Below are 15,064 nucleotides of genomic sequence, written 5' to 3' on the forward strand. Positions count from 1 at the left end.
CCCATGTAAACGGTGGATCTTAGCGCCTTTCCTCGCAGGGGCATGTCGCTTTACGTACCTTTGCGTCAAGGAACCCATAGATAGAGCCCCACCACACAGCCGATCGCAATCAGCACGAGCCGATAGATGAGCAGCGGTTGCAGTCGTGGGAAGGTGCAAAAGGCATACAGACCCGCCAGGGCAGCAGGCAGCACAATGACCAGCAAGATGCTTCCCACGACTGGTAGGGAAAGGGTCAGACCAGCCTTGATGGCGCTGGTGATAAAGCAACTGCTACTCACCCAGCAAACGGCTTGCAAGGTCAGGTCAACGGGACGGGGCGGGAAGGCTAACGCCCGTAACCAAAGTGATTCCGCTTCCCCGATCGGGCTGAGGTCGTTGCTATCAATGACCACTTGCTTATTCACGGCTGGACCCGCGAACGGGTTAAAGCCCTCAATCACCATTTTGGGAGTGCCAACGGGCGCAGCATCGTTAGGTGTTTGGTTGTCAGTCATCAGTCGAGACCTCCTGAGACGAAGGGGAGTGAGCAGTAGGGACGGTGTAGAGCGCCACTGCCATGAGCGTGAACAGGCAAGCGATCAACACCAGGTCTACAGGCGTGAACGGTCGCTTATTCAACATGGGTACGCATCCCCGGCGGGTATGGATAGACAGGTTGTGAGCGTTGAGTAGACACCAGGGCAATCACCCACAAACCAGACAGCAAGACCATCACCAACAACAGACCAAAGAATGCCTCCATGGAGCCATTGCCTTGATTATTGGTGCCACCATGCCAGTGCCAGAGGAAGTTAATGGTTGTAGTCTTTGGCGGTTGGACGTAGACAACACGCTCCATAGGCTGGCTTGACTGCGCTGGCTGATCGTCTACCAACGCTGTGATCGCCTTGTCGAGCAAGGCCAACATCTGACCATCACGTTCGCTTTGGGCGATCGCCCGCATCGCCTCCAACTCTGCCAGCGAGTAGCGACCAGGCGCAGTTGATTGCGCTTGATTGTCGGTTGCGGCTAGTGGTGCTGACGGCTGCCAGGACTGAAGACTCACTGGCTCAGCATCGGCATAGTCAGAGTGGCTCTCTGAAACCGTTGGCGGCACAGCAGAGCCACGCGGTTGATGTTGCATAGCCGAGTCATTGTGAGCAGGTGTCTTGCGAGTCTGAAGCCATTGCCGCAGGTCTGTATGAAAGGACTTCGCCCGGTCAGTACTGAGCGCGATCGCCAGTGCCTGTAAACCTGTCACTGTCCAGTGAATGCGAGGCATCCCCGCCCGTTGAGGCACTCGCACGAAGTGTTCGCCCTCAATCAGCTTGCCTGCCTTCCGTAGCTGGTTCACTGGCTTGTCATTGGTACCCATGGCCGCAAAAGCGACGGCTTGAGGCAGAACATAGCCAAACTCAGGATGTTCGATGATTTGAGTCAGTACCGGATTCATTGCTTTGCCCTCTGCAAAGTGGGTTGAGCGATCGGGGCGTAGTCAGCGGGAAAGTACCATTCGAGCGCTTTGTGCAGCAACACGCCAGCGGTCACACCACACACGAAAACAGCCAGTGTCCGACAAACCTTGTGGCACTGGCTTAACTCAGGTTTTAGCGGTCGGCTGACTCGAATCGGTTGAGTGTAGGCAGGGTTGGTGCTGGCGCGGTCTGCGATCGCCTGCATCACGTCTGGACTGGTCATGATGGGAGTATCTCCGATCGTAAGGATGGGGGTGCAGCAGCCAGCGCGGTGACTGTGGCAGGTTCAAGATTGGCTGCTGCTTTGGTGTGTTTGATGCACGTAGAGAGCGGTAGAAACTGCCATGAGTCCAAGCAGCAGCACCAGGGCAACGGCAATCAGTCTGCCTGCTTTCCCAGGCTTTGCAGTGTGTTGAGAGACTGTTGCAAGCTTTGCGTCTCCTGGCTTTGAGCAGTGGCTAACATTTCAGTCCGTTCGCGGTAGAGTCGCGCTTCTAGCTTGAAGTCGCTGGCTTTCTCGGCGATCGCGGCTTTTGCCTGCTGGGTCTGCTGCAACTTCTGTTCACGCACTCGGATATCGCGTTGCATCTCTGCGGTCAGTACATCGGCAGTTTGCAAGAATTGGGCGGCGATCGCCAACGGATCATCAAACGCCACGACTTCGCTTTGTCGGAGCGACTCCAGACTGTAGGTCTGGGGCAGCTCTGGTTGAGACAGAACAATCGCATGGTTGCCAATCTCGACCGTGACAGCTGGCTTTTCTATCGCAACCGGCGCTGCTTCTGGCGGCTCCAGCACCACATCAAACTCATGCACCAGACGATCGCAGGCATCAGGCGACAGTCCATCGCTGGTATCGAGACCCAACTCCTGACAGCGACGATAGACAGTGGATTTAGACAGGGCGTAATCCTTGCAAAACTTGGTTAGTGAAGTGTTCATAAGCCTGAGATACCTTCTGGAACTGGGTTGGCACAACTTGGAACAACCTGGAACGGGCTTGGAACACGATGGCTTCGTTTCACACCCGTTCCAGTCCAGTTCCCATCGCGTTCCACCAATGAACCCATTTGTAGCACACAAAATAATATTTTTTACGCATATAAGCACAATAGAGGCTATAAATTACTCATAGGCGATCAGTTTCAACATCGTGAATGAGGTGTAAAAATGTGGGATGACCCAATGGAACTGCAAGAAATGGCAGACAATGAGCGGCTATCGGTTCTGATTCCGTCAGACCTTAAGCAGGAATTTGAAACCTTATGCAAGGTTGAGCGACGATCCATGTCTGCTCAAGTGGTTCTGCTCATTGAGCGTGCTGTTGAGGAAGCAAAGAAACAAGGTCAAATCCCGTCAGAGCAGCAGACTAAGTAAGGGCAACTATGGGTGTAGGGCTAGACGACGAACAAGCAGAACAGCTTCTGTCTCTTGTCAGTGGCTTAGAAACACTGCTCACAGCAACAGACCAGGACGGAGCGGAAGAAATCTTAGAAGCGCTGTATGAGCTTGTCAGCAAAATCTACGATCGATTTCCAGAGCTGGACACAGACGAAGAGTAAGGGCGATCGCTATGATCACAACTGCCACGATTGCAAAATTTTCGCTTGACGAGTACCACCGCATGATTGATGCGGGTGTCTTGCAGGGGCGTCATGTTGAGCTACTGAATGGGCTAATTATTGAAATGGCAGCAGAAGGCACTCCGCACGCCTATTACAGTGACGAATCGGCAGATTATCTTTCGACCTTACTGGGTAAGCAAGCAAAAGTGAGGGAAGGTAAGCCCATTACCCTGCCTAATGATTCAGAGCCAGAACCCGATATTGCTGTGGTGAAACCTTTGGGTGCAGTCTACCTGGAGCACCACCCTTACCCGGAAAACATCCTGCTGCTGATTGAATATTCAAATACCAGCCTGACCAAAGACCTGGAGGAGAAGAGCCTAATTTACGCAGCAGCGATGGTACAGGAGTATTGGGTGGTTAACTTGCGCGATATGCAATTGATTGTCTTCCGCACGCCTCAAGATGGCGTGTATCAATCGAAGGAAACGCTGACAGAGGGAATCATTACACCGCTTGCCTTTGATGTGCCGATTGACATCAGCAAGCTAATGGGAGGATGAAGCGATCACATGTTAACCCCCTCTGAAAACACCAGCGCATCATGGGAGTCCAATGTTTGGGCACAGGCTGTAAGGATGCCCCGTGCCGTACCAGCCGCAGTTGCTGAAAAACTTTGCCAGTGGGCAGGATCTGCGGTTAGATCATTGATACTCACCACAGCCAAATTACAACAACAGTATGAGCTGCTGGTGAAGCAACAAGTTTCCACATTTGAAGTGAAAGGAGTGTCCGTCATGTTCTAGGCAACCCTAGAAGCCAAAAACCCCCACTGCCGCGAAACAGAAGGGGTCAAAAGGCTTGTTATTAGATTTAAGGGTAGGAGCGGGAACGCTAACTAATGCTTTGTCGGGCGGACGTTAGGTTACCCAGCTTTGCTATGCCAATTTTAGTGGCAATTTGTCAAAAGGTGCAACCATTTTGATAAATTGTTCTAGTTTTTGCATGGCTTCCTATCTGCTGTTATTCCAGCCATAGGGAGTTACATTGTGCATCGAAAATTTTATGTCTCACGGGAGGGCTACCCATGCAGTTAGCCCCCTCCCGCACCTTTCCATCCGTGCAGGAAGGCGATGATCCCTTCCTCGCGCTCTGGCCTCACCGTTATGACTATCTCTGGGCCGAGCATCCCCATCCAGATGAGCGACCCGACTGGCAAACCGAGAGCCGTCATCCCTTGAGCGATCGCCTGCTCCAACAAGGGGCAGCGCTCTACGGTGTCCGCTTTGGTCCCACCACTCGCTACTGTGTCCTCGATGTGGACAAGGGCAGTGCCTATCACCCCAACCGTGATCGCTTTGCCTGGCGACGACTGATCGGAGCGTTGGAAGTCTTGGGACTGGTGCAAGCAGTCGTCTGCACGTCCAGCTACAGCGGCGGTCTGCATCTCTACTTCCCCTTTGACACGGAGCAGAAGACATGGGCGATCGCCCTGGCGGTCTCCACCCTGCTGGAAAACAAGGGGTTCAAACTGGCTCCTGGACAACTGGAAGTCTTTCCCAACTGCAAAGCCTACGTCACCAGTGGCGAGCATAGTCTCTACAACGGCCATCGTCTGCCGATGCAAGCAGGGTCGTATCTCCTGAATCAAGACCTGCAGATGATCTGGGGCAACCAGGAGACCTTTGTGCAGCATTGGCAGTTTGCCCAACAGCGCAACAGCCTCGACACTAAGGCGCTAGACCGCATCTTGAAAGCCGCTCGACGACGACAGTTCCGCGTGACGGGCAAAGCCGATAAGTTTTTGAATGACCTGAATGCCGAAATTGAGCAGGGCTGGACAGGACCGGGACAAACCAATCGGTTACTCGGACGCATTGCCATGCGCTCTTACATCTTTGGGCATGTCCTGTATACCGACAAGCCGTTAGAAGGCAATGCCCTGGTAGACGATATAATCACCATCGCGCAAGCCCTACCCGGCTATCGCGACTGGTGCCAGCATCAACAGGAGATCGAAAAACGCGCTCAGGACTGGATGCTCGCCATCGAGCAGAGCCGCTACTTCCACTACGGCACCGACAAACGTCCAGTAGACCCAGGAGAGTTAAGTCCCGATCTACCTGATGAGTCAGAGACCAGTTGGAACCAGCAAAAACAAGCTGAGGCCAGAGCAAGGATTCAACAAGCAGTCGCTAACCTCTTAAACAAGGAAACACTGCCGTCAGGTATTACCGAACGCTTTGATGCGCTCATTCCCTATGGACTGAGTGGTGCCACGCTTTATCGGCATCGTGATCTCTGGCATCCACGGCATTTACAAAACGCAACAATCGGCGCGCTTCAGAGTGCTGTGGAGCCGGATTGCTCGTGGGCGGCATCCGGCTCCAACAATCACACAAACTTATTGGGCGAAAAGGGGTGTAATACGCTATCTGATGGGATTTCTAGCCCTTTGGAAAGTTTAGAACCAGGGGCGATCGGGTGTAATAGCACTCCCAGCGGGGATTTGAGTCGGGCAGAGACCAGAAATATGACCCAGGAGGAGGGGATCGCTTATATCAAACAGGTCTTAAACCAAGTTAAAGCGAGGCGGCAGGTCGAAACAGCCCAGAAACGTCAACGCTTGGCGGGACAAGACCAGCTGGCACTCCCCTTTGACCAGGAAACGCCGTAAGCTCTGTTGGCACTACGGTTGCGGCTGCGCTTGTGGCTTTTCAGGCTCTGTCGGCTTCACCACTCCAGGTGGAACTGTCAAAGGGTCGTGGTTAACTGCCAAGCGCAGCAAAAGTGCAAGCAGCAGGGATTGAGTCTAACTCAACCCCAATAAAGCCTTGTCTTGAGATCTATCAATCGCGAAGTATTCTGGGCACCTTATGTCTATCTACTTGTGCCACTAACTACATAATGGGTATCCAACCAACCTTTCCTGAAACCCTCAGAGCACTCAGCATTGCTGGTCCTTATGCTTATTTAATTGCGATTGGAGAGAAGGAATCCGAGGGGCGAAGCTGGTCCACGAGCTTTCGCGGTCTTGTACTATTACACGTTTCCACAGGGAAAGACTATGGGGTACCCCAATCCAAGGAGATGGTTTCAGCCATTATCGGCGCAGCAGAAATGTATGACTGCGTGCCAAACGAAGAGCACGATGGCTATTATCACCACTGTATGCGGAATCCAATTCTGTTTAAGCAATATGTTCCCAACGTCTCAGGGGCACGGAATTATTGGTTCCCAAAAACGCCAGAGCACATCAAGTCCTTTAATCAGGCATGGAACCAAATGCAACAGCAGCAACCCCGTGCTGTTTTCAAAGTTCGTTATCAGAACGGCATCATTCGCGTCTCAAACACCAGGACATCAAACTGCTTTGACGTGAGGGACGACGAAATTTGGCAAATGCTTGCACCACACCTTCAAGGTGAAGAGATTGCCTTGACAAAGCGAGAATATGCCGATCTCTATCGAAGCCGTCTCGGCTAATGAGGGGCGAAGCGCTGCCTCCAGAATCTGTAATTTCCTTCATGATCATGAGGTCTGGGTTAAAACCGGACAGAGAAAGGTGACTCTAGAAAAGGTGACTAGCCCTCAGCTGCCATAATTTGCCCTGATAACCAAGCATGTCAACCTCATCGACGGATCAATTCTTCGAGAAGCCGATTCTCAACTCACCCTACGCCTATCCCTCGCAGCATTGGGAATTAGACGCGGATGGACAGCCAACGAACCAACTGATCGGAACTCGCCGCTCGGCTGAATTCATCACGCCGATTCCCAAGCCGAAGAAGCGCAGGCAAGCCCAAGAGGTACAGCAAACCCTGGCACTGTTTGACACAGAGGGGATCTCGATCGGCTCGCAGCAGTACGACCTCTCACTCTATATCAACAGTATTCGTGAGAAGGTCAATGCCTGGCGACAATTGCCGCACCCAGAGGATTGGAAGGTAACGCCAGAGACAGCGCGTTTGCTCCAACACTGGCGACACCATAATTTTCAGGGGATTCGCCCCTTTTTCTGTCAGATTGAAGCTGTGGAAACCGCGATCTGGTTAGCAGAAGTGGCACCCAAGAGCGGTAAAGCCGGACAAGCTTTTCTCGATCATCTAGGGAAGGTAAATGGAGAGGCGAACCCAGAACTCTTGCGGATTGCGCTCAAACTGGCGACGGGAGCGGGTAAGACTACGGTGATGGCGATGATCATCGCCTGGCAGACGATCAATGCGGTGCGACATCCCGGTAGCAATCGGTTTACCCGTGGCTTTCTGCTTGTCACGCCGGGAATTACGATTCGCGATCGCCTGCGCGTCCTGCAGCCCAATGACCCGGACAGCTACTACACTACCCGTGATCTATTGCCCAGCGATTTGGTCGCGGACATGGGGAAAGCCAAGATTGTCATCACCAATTACCATGCTTTCAAACTGCGAGAGCGGCTACAAATTGCAGCCGGAACACGCAAGCTGATTCAAGGGCGGGGACCGGAACTGCAAACGCTCGAAACCGAGGGGCAGATGATCCAGCGGGTGATGTCTGAGTTGATGGGGATGAAAAACATCCTGGTCATCAACGACGAAGCGCATCACTGCTACCGCGAGAAACCTGACAATGACGAGCTGGAAGAACTCAAGGGCGATGACAAGGAAGCCGCAAAGGAGAACAACGAAACCGCCCGTCTGTGGATTTCTGGGATTGAGACCGTTAAACGCAAGTTAGGGGTGCAACAAGTCTATGACCTCTCAGCAACGCCCTTCTTCCTCCAAGGCTCTGGTTATGCAGAGGGCACGCTGTTTCCCTGGACGGTCAGTGACTTCTCGCTGATGGATGCGATCGAGTGTGGCATTGTCAAACTGCCCCGTGTGCCGGTGTCGGACAATGTGCCGGGGTCTGAAATGCCCAAACTCCGTAATCTGTGGGAGCACATCCGCAGCAAGATGCCTAAAAAGGGGAGAGGCACCGCTAAAGCCCTTGACCCGCTGAGCCTTCCCCCAGAACTACAGACCGCTTTGGATGCCCTCTACGGTCATTACGTCAAAACCTATGAAGTCTGGCAGGAGCAGAGTATTAGTGTTCCTCCAGTGTTTATTGTGGTGTGCAACAACACCTCGACTTCAAAGCTGGTGCATGACTTTATTTCCGGCTTCCATCGAGTCGATGATGACGACAGAGAATCCTTTCACAACGGACGGTTGGAGTTGTTTCGCAACTATGATGACCACGGCAATCGCCTGTCACGACCCCGCACGTTACTCATTGATAGTGAGCAGTTAGAGTCTGGTGAAGCCTTGGATGCCAATTTCCGTGAGATGGCGGCGGATGAAATCGATCGCTTCCGGCGAGAGTTGGTACAACGCAGTGGTAATGCAGCCGATGGGCAGAACATCAGCGATCAGGACTTGCTGCGGGAAGTGATGAACACGGTGGGCAAACCGGGACGGTTGGGTGAATCGATTCGGTGTGTGGTGTCGGTGTCGATGCTGACGGAAGGCTGGGATACGAACACTGTGACCCATGTGCTGGGCATTCGCGCCTTTGGCACCCAGTTACTCTGTGAGCAGGTGGTAGGACGGGCGTTACGTCGTTATTCCTACGACCTGAATGACGAAGGGCTGTTCAACGTTGAGTACGCTGATGTGCTGGGGATTCCGTTTGATTTCACGGCTCAACCTGTCATTGCCAAGCCAGCCTCGCCCAGAAAGACGGTGAATGTCCATGCCGTCAAGCCCGATCGCGATGCGCTGGCAATCACGTTTCCTCGCGTTGAAGGCTATCGGGTGGAACTGCCTGACACAGCATTGACTGCCGAATTTACTCAAGACTCCCTGCTAGAGCTAACACCCACCCTGGTCGGGGCAACTCAAACCCGAAATGAAGGCATCATCGGTGAAGGGGTCGAACTCAACGTCAAGCACCTGGAGGAGATCCGGGAGTCAACGGTGCTGTATGAACTGACCAAGCACCTGATTTATCACAAATACCGTGACCCAGGTGAAGAACCCAAGATCAATTTGTTTGGTCAGTTGAAGCGGATTGCACGGCTTTGGATGAAAGACTACCTGCGCTGTACGGGTGGCACCTATCCGGCTCAGTTGATTTATCGAGAGATTGCCGATATGGCGTGCGATCGCATCAAAGCCGCCATCTCCGCAAATCCAGCGGGCGATCGCCCCATTAAAGCCATCCTGGATGCCTACAACCCCATCGGCTCGACGCAACACGTTAATTTCAACACCTCCAAACCAACCCTCTGGAAAACGGACCCACGCCGCAGCCATGTGAACTGGGTGGTCTGTGATAGCGACTGGGAAGCGGAGTTTTGCCGTGTGGCAGAAGCACATCCGCGTGTCAAAGCCTATGTCAAGAATCAAAGTCTGGGGTTTGAGGTGCCCTACCGATACGGCTCTACGTCTCGCAAGTATCTGCCCGATTTCATTGTGCAGGTGGATGATGGTCAACCTGACCCGCTCAACCTGGTTGTGGAGATTAAGGGGTATCGTGGCGAGGATGCGAAGGAGAAAGCCAGCACCATGCGGAACTACTGGGTGCCAGGGGTGAATAACCTGGGCAGTTTTGGACGATGGGCGTTCGCAGAGTTTACAGCCGTGTTTGAGATTGAGTCGGAGTTCAACAGTGTTATTCAAGCAGCCATCAGCGTGCAATCTGGAGCGGTAGCGTAAATGAGAAATGCTCAAAAGCCTGATCACATCAGCCTCAACCTGCTTATTTCCAGGCTGAAGGAAGGACGATTTGTCATTCCTGACTTTCAGCGGGAATTTGAGTGGCGACCTTGGGACATCCGCGATCTGATGCGGTCGATTTTTCTCGACTACTATATCGGTAGCCTGTTGCTCTGGAAAGGTAAGACAGAAAACTTCAACGCGCTCTCCTGTGAGCCTGTTTATGGTCATCAGGGCGATGCCAACAAGGATTACATCGTCCTCGACGGGCAGCAGCGTCTAACGGCTATGTATTATGCTTTTGTCGCTCCTGATAAACCGTTACCCAACCGTGCCAATCGCTTCCTTTACTTTGTCAAAGTCGATCGCTTCATCGCTGAAGAATATGATGAGGCGTTTGACTACCAGCCCCGCACACGACGCTGGGCAAAGGTCTTTGATGACCAACGCGCTCAATTTGCAGAGCATATTTTCCCGCTTTCTGTCATTGGTGCCGGTGGATGGGATTTATCTAATTGGGTACAAGGCTATGCGAAGTTTTGGACTGATAAGGCAGCGGCAGCAGAAGCCGTAAACGATTCGGGCAAGGCTCAGTTGGCATCCCATCATGCCAAAAATGCATGGGAGTTTGGCGAAAACTTGCGTAGCCTTACCGAGCAATATCAAATCTCATACATTGAGCTAGACGAAGAGCTAGGTGTCGATCGGGTCTGCGATATCTTTACCCAAATCAACAGCAAAGGCATCCGTTTAGATGTCTTCGATCTGATTAACGCCCTCCTCAAGCCCAAGGGCTTACAACTCAAGCAGCTGTGGCGAGATGCCTCTCCTCGCCTGGAGTTCATCGACACGGAAAAGATGAATGTCTACATTCTGCAGGTGATGTCGATTCTGAGGCAGTCTTACTGTTCACCCAAATATCTCTATTTCCTACTGCCAGGGCAAGAGAAACCCGTTCGAGCACCTGATGGTAGTCGTCGTAAAGAAGTGCTCATTGCTGATATAGCGGCTTTCCAGCAACATTGGGATCTGGCAGTCAGCGCCTTAGAAGCGGCGATCAAATTGCTGCGCCATCCCCAGGAATTTGGCGTGATCTCCTCCAACTATTTGCCGTATGTAGCGATTCTGCCAGTTTTCTCAGCTTTGCAGGCATATTTGAAAACGTTGCCTGCGGGACAAAAGCTAGAGGCACAACGGAAAATTCGCTATTGGTATTGGGCTGCTGTCTTTACCAATCGCTATTCTGGCTCCGTCGAGTCAACCAGCGCCCGCGATTTCCTCGCTATGAAGGCATGGTTCCAGGACGAAACAGCCGAGCCAACACTCATTCAGGAATTTAAGACTCGGTTCAGAAACCTGGACTTAAGGCGAGAGACCAAGCGTGGCTCGTCAGTTTATAACGGTATTTTTAACCTTTTAGTCATTCAAGGCGCACGAGACTGGTCTACAGGTAATGTGCCCCAGCCTGGGGATCTAGACGATCATCACATTGTTCCGGCATCGTGGGGAGCAAAGCATCTTAGAGGCAATACGATCCACACGATTCTCAATCGCACGCCACTAACGGCTGCTACAAACCGGGATGTGATTCGCGATCGCTTGCCTAATGCCTATCTACCGAAGCTGATTGAAATCAATGGAGAAGATAGCATTCGGGGCATTCTCGAATCGCACTTTATTTCATCTGCGGCTCAGGCGATTTTGCTGCGTAATCCCTTTACGCCAGATGACTATGAAGAGTTTATTGCCGAGCGGCAGCGCACGTTACAACTTGCGATTGAGAATTTACTGATCAAGGAACGGCTAGACTTATCGCCACACTTGAGGGAACTCGATGAGCAAATTGAACAAGTAGAGCTTTCCCTCAGAAGCTTAATAGAGACGGCTCTTGAAGGGGATCTGTCCCTTGTGCCAAGTGACATTAGGCAGAATGTGGATGTCCGCATTCAGCGGGCATCTAAGAAGAATGCTGCTCTGGATGTAGAGACTTATACAGACCTTTCAGGGCAGCTAGAGTTCTTTGACCTACGAGAACTGCAACAGACGATTGCGAATAAACTTCTGTGGCCTCGTTTCTTAGAGCGATTCCATACTCAGGAGTCTCTCAGCGCGAAATTCGGGCAGCTAGCGGAGCTACGCAATAGTATTCGGCATAGTCGAATGGTAGATGATGTGACCCGAAAAGAAGGGGAAGCCGCTGTGATCTGGTTCAACACTGTGCTTTCGAGGTAGAGAAACAGGGTGGCAAGTTCACTGATGACGAAATGAGCCTTGAAGACAATTGGTAGGGAATAGACCTGATGGCACGTAACCCCAGCAAGCAATCGAAGAAAGTCGAAACCCTCAAGCACGAAGAGGCAAAGCGCAAGAATATTCCCACAGCGGAGTATCAGTCTGTCATGGCAGAGGAGGAGCAAAGCCCGGTGCGGGTGGCGTATGAGCGCCGCAATCGTGACCTCGACCCGCAGTTGGTCTGGCGGGGCAAAGATGAGCAAGACTGGTCTGATCTGGTGGTGAGTGCCCCACCGCTCTACATCCAGGAGAAGGTACACCCCAAGGTGTTGGTAGATGACCTGCTGCGGCAGAGTCAGGCACGGGCTGAAGCGACCCAACCTCAGCAGCTAGGCTTAGACCTGTTTGCCGACTTTAACGGACTACCCCAAGACGCGACGGGCACGGACTTCTACCAGCACGATGCCAACTGGACAAACCGAATGATCTTGGGCGATAGCCTTCAGGTCATGGCGAGTTTGGCAGAGCGGGAAGGGTTGCGGGGTAAGGTGCAGTGTATCTATATTGACCCGCCCTATGGCATCAAGTTCAACTCTAATTTTCAGTGGTCAACGACAAGCCGCGATGTCAAGGATGGCAACAAGGATCAGATTACCCGTGAACCAGAACAGGTAAAGGCATTTCGAGATACCTGGCGCGATGGCATTCATTCCTATTTGACTTATCTCAGAGATCGGTTGGTGGTGGCAAGGGATTTATTAACCGATAGCGGCTCGATTTTTGTGCAGATTGGGGATGAGAATGTTCATCGTGTCAGGGCTTTGATGGATGAGGTGTTTGGTGATGGTAATCTAGTTGCCTTAATTACGATTGCAAAAACTTCCAGTGCAACAAGTGAACATTTAGCAGGGATTGCAGATTATGTTCTCTTCTACGCAAGAAATATAGAATTGCTGAAGTATCGCCAAGTATTTAGAACTAAGGAAGCGGGTGGTGAAGGAGGAGAAGCTTACCGATTCTTTCAGACTGAAGAGGGGATAAGGATATCGGCAAAGGAAGCTGATTCAACCTCAATTACTAATGGGAAATGCTTCCGATTAAGCGACCTGAGAAGTCCAAGACCTCCAGGCAGTTTTCCAGTTAAATTTCATGGGAAAGATTTTACTCCAAAGCGAGGATACTGGAAAACAGGAGAGCTGGGTTTTGGGAGACTGATACACGCGGATCGTGTCTCAGCGTCAGCTTTGACTCTTAATTATGTTCGGTTTATTGATGACTATCCAGCGTTCCAAATTAACAATATATGGTCTGACTTAAGCAGTTCACTAGGAGCAGATAAAGTTTATGTCGTTCAAACTAGCGTAGGTATAGTTCAACGATGTTTACTAATGTCCACCGATCCAGGCGATCTTGTCCTTGATCCCACCTGCGGTTCCGGTACGACTGCATACGTCGCCGAACAATGGGGCCGACGCTGGATCACTATTGACACGTCTCGCGTTGCCCTCGCCCTCGCCCGTGCCCGCATCATGGGTGCCCGCTATCCCTACTACCTGCTGGCAGACTCCAAAGCAGGGCAGCAGAAAGAAGCTGAAATTACCCGCACGGCTCCCGTCACCACTCCCACCTATAGCAACATTCGTCAGGGCTTTGTCTACGAGCGCGTGCCTCACATCACCCTCAAATCCATTGCCAACAACGCCGAAATAGACACCATCTGGGATACCTACCAGACCAAGCTAGAACCGCACCGCACTGCTCTTAATGCCGAACTGGGTAAAACTTGGGAAGAATGGGAAATCCCTCGTGAGACTGAATCGAAGTGGTCAGATAAGGCTAAACAACTGCACAGAGACTGGTGGCAGCAGCGGATCGCCCGACAAAAGGAGATTGATGCGTCGATCGCCGCCAAAGCTGACCAGGAATACCTCTACGACAAACCCTACCCAGATAATTCCATTGCTCGGGTTGCAGGTCCCTTCACGGTCGAAAGCCTCTCACCCCATCGCGTGCTGGTGGTCAATGAACAGGATGAACTGGTAGACCCCAGCCAGCCAAAGACACCTGAACACACCACCGACGCTGCCGACTTTGCCAATGTCATTCTGGAAAACCTCAAGACTGCTGGAGTGCAGCAGGCACATAAGGAAGGCAAGCTTAATTTTACAGCGATCGTCGGCTGGCCCGGAGCCTACATCTGCGCCGAAGGTCGCTACGTTGAAGGTGAGAGCGAGAAAGAGAAACGGGCAGGTATCTTCATTGGTCCAGAGTTTGGCACAGTGACCCGCCCCGACTTGGTGGCTGCCGCACGAGAAGCAGGCGACGCAGGGTTTGATGTACTGATCGCCTGTGCCTTCAACTATGATGCCCACTCCGCCGACTTCAGCAAGCTAGGACGCATCCCCGTCCTCAAAGCCCGGATGAATGCTGACCTTCACATGGCAGATGCGTTGAAGAACACCGGAGCAGGCAACCTGTTTGTCATCTTCGGCGAGCCAGACATCGACATTAACGAAGTCGAGGGTGGGCAGATTCAGGTGAAGATCCACGGAGTCGATGTGTTTCATCCCCAGTCTGGCGATGTCCGCTCCAGTAACGCTGATGAGATCGCCTGCTGGTTCATCGATACCGACTACAACGAAGAAAGCTTCTTTGTCCGTCATGCCTACTTCCTGGGAGCCAGCGATCCGTACAAGGCTCTCAAAACCACCCTCAAGGCAGAAATTGACGAAGAAGCCTGGGAAAGCCTTTACAGCGATATATCTCGTCCTTTCGACAAACCTCAATCCGGTCGCATTGCCGTGAAGGTCATCAACCATCTCGGTGACGAAGTGATGAAGGTTTTTAGCGTGGCTTAATTAACTTGTAAGGTTTCATGATGCTCAAAATATTACTGCCATTAACCATTTCTCTGACCGTCATCTCCGCAGCTATGCCAGCATTTGCAGATTTGATTCTTCCTGGAAGATGTCATATGGGGCGTTGTTGGGAGCAAAAGTTTCTTAAAAAGACGCTGCTGGAAAAAGGAAGGGACGGAAACCTCTATGCCATAAAGTTGGGTTCCTTGACGCAAAGGTACGTAAAGCGACATGCCCCTGCGAGGAAAGGCGCTAAGATCCACCGTTTACATGGG

General features: G+C 52.1%; 15 protein-coding genes. 10 read left to right on the top strand and 5 right to left on the bottom strand.

What is annotated here, in order from left to right; all coding sequences use genetic code 11:
* Positions 1 to 65 precede the first annotated feature (65 nt).
* The 5 genes from C7B82_RS16190 to C7B82_RS16205 form a co-directional block, all read right to left on the bottom strand.
* Positions 66 to 497: a hypothetical protein gene (locus C7B82_RS16190; protein WP_106257331.1), complete on the bottom strand. Its 432-nt coding sequence runs from the start codon at positions 495 to 497 to the stop codon at positions 66 to 68.
* The gene (locus tag C7B82_RS34305) at positions 490 to 624 is read right to left on the bottom strand and encodes a hypothetical protein (RefSeq protein ID WP_281258991.1); all 135 of its coding nucleotides are present in this window, start codon (positions 622 to 624) and stop codon (positions 490 to 492) included. Before C7B82_RS34305 ends, C7B82_RS16190 begins: the two co-directional genes overlap by 8 nt.
* On the bottom strand, positions 614 to 1,435 hold the full coding sequence (locus C7B82_RS16195; protein WP_106257332.1) for a hypothetical protein: 822 nt from the start codon (positions 1,433 to 1,435) through the stop codon (positions 614 to 616). Before C7B82_RS16195 ends, C7B82_RS34305 begins: the two co-directional genes overlap by 11 nt.
* The gene (locus tag C7B82_RS16200) at positions 1,432 to 1,680 is read right to left on the bottom strand and encodes a hypothetical protein (RefSeq protein WP_106257333.1); all 249 of its coding nucleotides are present in this window, start codon (positions 1,678 to 1,680) and stop codon (positions 1,432 to 1,434) included. The genes C7B82_RS16195 and C7B82_RS16200 overlap by 4 nt, the downstream gene beginning before the upstream one ends.
* A 155-nt stretch (positions 1,681 to 1,835) precedes the next feature.
* Positions 1,836 to 2,399 (bottom strand): hypothetical protein, encoded by a 564-nt coding sequence (locus C7B82_RS16205; RefSeq protein WP_106257334.1) that lies wholly within the window; start codon positions 2,397 to 2,399, stop codon positions 1,836 to 1,838.
* A 228-nt stretch (positions 2,400 to 2,627) separates the two neighbouring features.
* Here C7B82_RS16205 and C7B82_RS16210 point away from each other — a divergent pair, with 228 nt between their 5' ends.
* From C7B82_RS16210 to C7B82_RS33185, 10 genes are all read left to right on the top strand, one after another.
* The gene (locus tag C7B82_RS16210; protein WP_106257335.1) at positions 2,628 to 2,834 is read left to right on the top strand and encodes a ribbon-helix-helix domain-containing protein; all 207 of its coding nucleotides are present in this window, start codon (positions 2,628 to 2,630) and stop codon (positions 2,832 to 2,834) included.
* An 8-nt stretch (positions 2,835 to 2,842) separates the two neighbouring features.
* Positions 2,843 to 3,019: a hypothetical protein gene (locus tag C7B82_RS32390; RefSeq protein ID WP_181357522.1), complete on the top strand. Its 177-nt coding sequence runs from the start codon at positions 2,843 to 2,845 to the stop codon at positions 3,017 to 3,019.
* 11 nt (positions 3,020 to 3,030) lie between these two features.
* Entirely contained in the window at positions 3,031 to 3,585 is a 555-nt protein-coding gene (locus C7B82_RS16215; protein ID WP_106257336.1) for a Uma2 family endonuclease, read from the top strand.
* A gap of 9 nt (positions 3,586 to 3,594) precedes the next feature.
* On the top strand, positions 3,595 to 3,828 hold the full coding sequence (locus tag C7B82_RS16220; protein WP_106257337.1) for a hypothetical protein: 234 nt from the start codon (positions 3,595 to 3,597) through the stop codon (positions 3,826 to 3,828).
* Positions 3,829 to 4,109: 281 nt separating this feature from the next.
* Complete coding sequence (locus tag C7B82_RS16225; RefSeq protein ID WP_106257338.1) at positions 4,110 to 5,699, top strand: bifunctional DNA primase/polymerase; 1,590 nt, start codon at positions 4,110 to 4,112, stop codon at positions 5,697 to 5,699.
* Positions 5,700 to 5,929: 230 nt separating this feature from the next.
* The gene (locus tag C7B82_RS16230) at positions 5,930 to 6,508 is read left to right on the top strand and encodes an ASCH domain-containing protein (RefSeq protein WP_219904479.1); all 579 of its coding nucleotides are present in this window, start codon (positions 5,930 to 5,932) and stop codon (positions 6,506 to 6,508) included.
* 137 nt (positions 6,509 to 6,645) lie between these two features.
* Positions 6,646 to 9,699 (top strand): BPTD_3080 family restriction endonuclease, encoded by a 3,054-nt coding sequence (locus C7B82_RS16235; protein ID WP_106257339.1) that lies wholly within the window; start codon positions 6,646 to 6,648, stop codon positions 9,697 to 9,699.
* Complete coding sequence (locus C7B82_RS16240) at positions 9,700 to 11,931, top strand: GmrSD restriction endonuclease domain-containing protein (RefSeq protein WP_106257340.1); 2,232 nt, start codon at positions 9,700 to 9,702, stop codon at positions 11,929 to 11,931.
* A gap of 68 nt (positions 11,932 to 11,999) precedes the next feature.
* The gene (locus C7B82_RS16245; RefSeq protein ID WP_106257341.1) at positions 12,000 to 14,789 is read left to right on the top strand and encodes a site-specific DNA-methyltransferase; all 2,790 of its coding nucleotides are present in this window, start codon (positions 12,000 to 12,002) and stop codon (positions 14,787 to 14,789) included.
* 20 nt (positions 14,790 to 14,809) lie between these two features.
* Positions 14,810 to 15,064, top strand: a 255-nt coding sequence (locus C7B82_RS33185; RefSeq protein ID WP_219904480.1) for a hypothetical protein, incomplete at its 3' end; no start/stop codon positions are given.

This window comes from Stenomitos frigidus ULC18 (assembly GCF_003003795.1).
In the GTDB taxonomy this organism is placed as follows: Bacteria; Cyanobacteriota; Cyanobacteriia; order Leptolyngbyales; family Leptolyngbyaceae; genus Stenomitos; species Stenomitos frigidus_A.

Bases quoted from the DNA above. Each gene is read 5' to 3' on its own strand.
- C7B82_RS16190 (WP_106257331.1), bottom strand. From the start codon at position 497: ATGACTGACAACCAAACACCTAACGATGCTGCGCCCGTTGGCACTCCC.
- C7B82_RS34305 (WP_281258991.1), bottom strand. From the start codon at position 624: ATGTTGAATAAGCGACCGTTCACGCCTGTAGACCTGGTGTTGATCGCT.
- C7B82_RS16195 (WP_106257332.1), bottom strand. From the start codon at position 1,435: ATGAATCCGGTACTGACTCAAATCATCGAACATCCTGAGTTTGGCTAT.
- C7B82_RS16200 (WP_106257333.1), bottom strand. From the start codon at position 1,680: ATGACCAGTCCAGACGTGATGCAGGCGATCGCAGACCGCGCCAGCACC.
- C7B82_RS16205 (WP_106257334.1), bottom strand. From the start codon at position 2,399: ATGAACACTTCACTAACCAAGTTTTGCAAGGATTACGCCCTGTCTAAA.
- C7B82_RS16210 (WP_106257335.1), top strand. From the start codon at position 2,628: ATGTGGGATGACCCAATGGAACTGCAAGAAATGGCAGACAATGAGCGG.
- C7B82_RS32390 (WP_181357522.1), top strand. From the start codon at position 2,843: ATGGGTGTAGGGCTAGACGACGAACAAGCAGAACAGCTTCTGTCTCTT.
- C7B82_RS16215 (WP_106257336.1), top strand. From the start codon at position 3,031: ATGATCACAACTGCCACGATTGCAAAATTTTCGCTTGACGAGTACCAC.
- C7B82_RS16220 (WP_106257337.1), top strand. From the start codon at position 3,595: ATGTTAACCCCCTCTGAAAACACCAGCGCATCATGGGAGTCCAATGTT.
- C7B82_RS16225 (WP_106257338.1), top strand. From the start codon at position 4,110: ATGCAGTTAGCCCCCTCCCGCACCTTTCCATCCGTGCAGGAAGGCGAT.
- C7B82_RS16230 (WP_219904479.1), top strand. From the start codon at position 5,930: ATGGGTATCCAACCAACCTTTCCTGAAACCCTCAGAGCACTCAGCATT.
- C7B82_RS16235 (WP_106257339.1), top strand. From the start codon at position 6,646: ATGTCAACCTCATCGACGGATCAATTCTTCGAGAAGCCGATTCTCAAC.
- C7B82_RS16240 (WP_106257340.1), top strand. From the start codon at position 9,700: ATGAGAAATGCTCAAAAGCCTGATCACATCAGCCTCAACCTGCTTATT.
- C7B82_RS16245 (WP_106257341.1), top strand. From the start codon at position 12,000: ATGGCACGTAACCCCAGCAAGCAATCGAAGAAAGTCGAAACCCTCAAG.